This window comes from Alkalibaculum bacchi, assembly GCF_937875145.1.
In the GTDB taxonomy this organism is placed as follows: domain Bacteria; phylum Bacillota; class Clostridia; order Eubacteriales; family Alkalibacteraceae; genus Alkalibaculum; species Alkalibaculum bacchi_A.
In genome coordinates this window covers 1-4,546 of the sequence record NZ_CALNCS010000082.1, presented here as the reverse complement: position 1 = coordinate 4,546, position 4,546 = coordinate 1, and the positions used below count along the sequence as shown (strand labels likewise).

Annotated in this window: 5 protein-coding genes; 3 read left to right on the top strand and 2 right to left on the bottom strand. The window is 33.2% G+C overall.

The window, feature by feature from the left end:
• The coding region (locus tag Q7P22_RS05495; protein WP_303861700.1) for a peptidoglycan-binding protein at nucleotides 1–763 on the bottom strand (763 nt) is incomplete at its 3' end.
• Nucleotides 764–907: 144 nt separating this feature from the next.
• On the opposite strand from Q7P22_RS05495, the gene Q7P22_RS05490 reads away from it, so the two are divergent.
• Nucleotides 908–1,366 carry a hypothetical protein gene (locus Q7P22_RS05490; RefSeq protein ID WP_303861697.1) on the top strand — a complete coding sequence of 153 codons (459 nt, stop codon included), beginning with the start codon at nucleotides 908–910 and terminating at the stop codon, nucleotides 1,364–1,366.
• A 69-nt stretch (nucleotides 1,367–1,435) separates the two neighbouring features.
• Here the strand turns inward: Q7P22_RS05490 and Q7P22_RS05485 are convergent, their stop codons facing one another.
• A complete protein-coding gene (locus Q7P22_RS05485) occupies nucleotides 1,436–3,160 on the bottom strand; it encodes a B12-binding domain-containing radical SAM protein (protein WP_303861695.1) in 1,725 nt (574 codons plus the stop codon).
• A gap of 259 nt (nucleotides 3,161–3,419) precedes the next feature.
• Here Q7P22_RS05485 and ftsE point away from each other — a divergent pair, with 259 nt between their 5' ends.
• Both ftsE and Q7P22_RS05475 read left to right on the top strand, forming a co-directional pair.
• Nucleotides 3,420–4,106 (top strand): cell division ATP-binding protein FtsE, encoded by a 687-nt coding sequence (gene ftsE / locus Q7P22_RS05480; RefSeq protein ID WP_303861691.1) that lies wholly within the window; start codon nucleotides 3,420–3,422, stop codon nucleotides 4,104–4,106.
• Nucleotides 4,096–4,546, top strand: a 451-nt coding sequence (locus Q7P22_RS05475) for a permease-like cell division protein FtsX (protein WP_303861688.1), incomplete at its 3' end; no start/stop codon positions are given. The genes ftsE and Q7P22_RS05475, both read left to right, overlap by 11 nt.

Genomic DNA, 4,546 nt, shown 5'->3' with positions numbered 1-4,546 from the left:
GGTGACAATTTCTATATTTTAAATGAGCCAAGTATTCAAGGGCTTCAGATTTTAAGGATTTTTGAGTCTCTTGAGTTAGTATCCCTGTATCGTCAAGCTTTCGATCTTCTTGATAGCTTTTTACAGCTGTTTCAGTAAGATTATCAAAGTTTCCTTTTGGATACTCTTTTATGTAATCAAGATAGTAAAGAATAAGTTGATAACTTTGAATCTCATCTCCAGATTTTCCGACTTTAAATTCAATTGGTTTTGAGATTAAGGACCCTTGAGTTTCTTTATCCAAAGTACCCGTCGCTTGTAATTTTTCTTTTGTCTGATACTCCTTTACCGCGGTTTCTGTAGTCTTCTCAAAATTGCCTCCAGGAATTCCCTTATACTGTCCTTCAGGTAAGGCTTGTAAGTAGTCTAAATAGTAGAGAAGCTTTTGATAAGCTAGGATTTCCTCTGAGGAATCACCTAATGTGTAACCAGCTTCATTGACTGAAGGTTTATTTTCGTATAAACCTTCATACGCTACTTCTCCTGAAGTTGAAGTGGAGGGTTGAGAATCTTCTTTTTCTTTCTTTTCTTCTTTTTTAGCCACTTGCGTATTTCCATCCATTTTACTTGATGAGCTGTAAAAGACCTTCTTCATTTTTTCTTCTTTAAGTCTTACGTCTCCAATTTTGCTTACATCTTCACTGCTTACTAGAAAGGAAGATGTAAGAGTCATGACGAAAATCATGATCATGCAATAAGTTCCTAAGTTTTTCACTAATTTCACACTAGTTTCCCCTTTTGTCATATTTAGTTTTATTTTATCAATATTAACAATGTAAATCAATAGATGGTAAGCATTGCTAAAAAGGAACAATTCTAAATTCTGAACATAATAATATAGTAATAAGGCAGAGGGGGAGTGTTTCTATTGGCAAATCAAATTCCAATAATAAATTTTGTCGTACATATTGTTAAAGAAGAGTCTTATTACTTAAGCAACTGTGTTGAACATGTAGTGATGGTAAACGAATTATTGCAGGAGCAGGAAAATTTGAAAGAGGTAGACAATATAGTTGTGGGATTAAATAGGGTATATGAAAATATTCAAAAAACCATACCTCAATTAGAACAACTAGAAGACAGAGCCCTTTATGGAACGCGACATTCAAAATTAGTCTATGAATTGTGCACAGATTGCAATAAAATTTTGCGGGAATTGAGCAATATTGCCGTTCTTTTCTTACAAGTCTTAGGAGAGTTGGAAAAGCATTGTGAAAAAAACCTATTCTTATTGATTATTCACCATATCACCATTGAAGAAAGATATGGCTTAGAAGTGTTGTCTGGGTATATTGGACGGATAGCGAGTAATGGGTTTATGGTTTAGTTGGACGGGAAAACAGGCCTCGTCCAATCTTTCATTACCTCGCCTAAAGGCGAGGTGTGTTTTTGCTTACTACTTTATCATCTTAAATTCATTTACTTGTCGCAGCATCGGTTTTGTAGCCTTATGAAACAAAAGTACAGTATCTCGCTTTATGGGAGTAATTGGGTTTGTAATGTCGTATTTAAAGGTTTCTATATGAACCTCCTTATACAACTTTTTGGCTGGCGTTTCTACTTTGTTTGGAAGGTATTTTGCTTTAAAATTAGGGTCTTTTAGCAAGTCAAAGACTTCTTCTTTTCTTGGTGATGTGGATGTTATAAACGTTGGGAGGGTTAGCTTGTTGTACATTAAATAATCTAGTTTTACTAATTCTTTTATGAAGTCTTGATTTTCTTGTAAAGTATAAGCAAAATCGAGCAAGATTTCATAGAGTCTATCCTTGTTATGAGACACGTCAAATAATTTTTTTTCTTCCCAATCGTTTACAAATTCCTGAAAAAAACGAAAAGGGGCTTTCCCTCTTTGAAAGATGATATAATCTAAGGTATTTTGGAAGTTACCGCTATTATTGTACCTATCTACGAGACTTTCGATTTTTTTTAGGCATATGATCTCGTCATAGCTTATAAAATCATTGGACAAGATTTCATAAGGTGGATTTGCAGTGTGTTTTAGGTGGTATTTGTCCCTTTGCAAGTGAATAGGCGAACCCTTTAGTACTTTAAGAAAGCCCAGCTGGAGCATATCAGCTTTCATGGCATAAACTCGATCAAATGAATGTGCAAAGGTATCAAAGTCTTCTTCTGGCAACCCTGCAATAAGGTCTAAATGTATATGCATATTGTGACTGGATTGAAGCTTACGTATATTTTCTTCGATTTTTTCAATGCTGGTGGCTCTTTGTATGGATACTAAAGTAGATTCGTTGACAGATTGAATGCCAACTTCTAATTGAAACAATCCTACAGGGGCAGTATTTAGTAATGTTATAATCTCGTCATCTAATAGATCTGCTGCCATCTCAAAGTGAAAGTTTGTGTGTCCATTATTGTTTTGTATAAGAAAGGAAATAATATCTTTTGACCAAGAAACATTACAGTTAAAAGTTCGATCTACAAACTTCACTTGTTTTACATTGTGATTTAGAAAGAATTTCAAATCTCTTTTTATTCGTTCAATAGAATGGAGCCGCACGGTTTTATCTACTGAAGACAGACAATAGCTGCAAGAAAAAGGACACCCCCTACTTCCCTCATAATACAAGATTTGATTTTTATATTTGCCCATATCTTCTTTTTCATAGGCAAAATGCAATTGATCCATATCTTGTAAAGGAAGTCGATCTCTTATTTCATGGATCATTTGGTCTTTTTTATAGACTATGCCATCTGTGTTGTAATAATCTTCTCCATTTTGATATTTAGATAATAGCTCTTTAAAGGTGATCTCTCCTTCTCCTTTTACAACAATATCAGCACAGGAGTGATTTAATACTTCTTTTCCATCAAAAGACACTTCTGGTCCGCCTAGTACGATAAGGGCAGTGGGAAGAATTTTTTTTAGACTGTCTACGATTTTTAAGGTTTCTTCTATATTCCAAATATAACAAGAAAAGCCGTAGATATCTCCTTTGCAACGATATAAATCGCTGAGTATATGATCTAGTTGATCATTAATGGTATATTCTTTTAATAAGGATTGAACTCCTTTAGGTATGGAGTTTGAATGCAAAGCCCGGATGGATAAACTAGTATGGATGTATTTAGAGTTTAGAGTAGTTAATATGATTTTCATGTTCAGGCCTCTTTCATTTAGTTATTACAATTTATTTACATTCTTGATTATAGTCATAATACCATATAATTAAATGTAGGAAAAATAGATTTTTAGTATGAGAATTATGAATATAAAAGTAAAATCTTGTTAAATTTAGGGTCTCAAAAATAAAATTATAGGAATTTTGTTAAAGGGGTTTAATTATTTTGCAGAGTTTGATATAATGTGTCTATTACAAATAGTTTACAAGTAGACAAATCATCTTGGAGGTAATTTTTTGATTGAGTTAAAAGATGTAAGTGTTACCTATGACAAGACGAAACACATTGCCCTCTCAGATGTAAATCTAGAGATCGGTACAGGGGAATTTGTATTTGTTGTCGGTAAAAGTGGTGCAGGAAAATCCACGTTTATAAAGTTATTGTTGAAAGAATTGGAACCTTCTCTTGGTCAAATCAAAATTGACGCTCGAAACATCACACAGATGAAAAAAAGAGATATTCCTTATTATAGAAGAAAATTGGGGATTGTATTTCAAGATTTTCGATTGCTTTCAGAAAAAACAGTTTATGGAAATGTAGCTTTTGCAATGGAAATCGTTGAAAAGAGCTCTTCTGAAATTAAGGAGAGAGTTAATGAGGTTTTAGCATTAGTTGGCTTGTCTCATAGAGCAGATTATTTTCCAGATCAATTATCAGGTGGAGAGCAACAGAGAGTTGGAATAGCTAGGGCAATTGTCAATAAGCCTGATTTTATCATTTGCGATGAACCTACTGGAAATTTAGATCCGAACACATCAAAAGACATTCTGCATATATTAGAAAATATCAACAATCAAGGTACTACAATTATTATGGCAACCCACGATAAAGAAATTGTAAATCATATGCAAAAAAGGGTAATAGCCTTAAGTGGCGGAAAGATTATTAAAGACGGAAGAGGTGGGTACCCAAATGAAGATTAATACCTTTCGGTATTTCTTTAGAGACTGCTTTATGAGCATTAAGAAAAATTCCTTAATGAGTATAGCATCGGTTATTTCGGTTTTAGCAGCCTTGGTCATACTTGGAATCTTCTTAATTTTAGCCTTTAATATAGAATATATTACGAATGAGATGGAAGATCAATTGGAGTTAAAGGTATTTTTAAAAGAAGATATAACAGAGAGCCAAAAAGATTCTCTCGAAAATGCTTTTGATTCTAATTCTAATATAGAGAGTTTTACCTTTGAAACAAAAGAAGATGCATTAAAAAACATGGCAGAAGGGTTAAATCAATATCAAAAAATTCTAGAAGGATTAGAAGAAGACAATCCTTTGCCTGAATCTTATATAGTAAAAGCCGCAAATGGTGAAAAAATCGTACCATTAAGCAAAGAATTAAGTGAATTAGAAGGTGTAGACT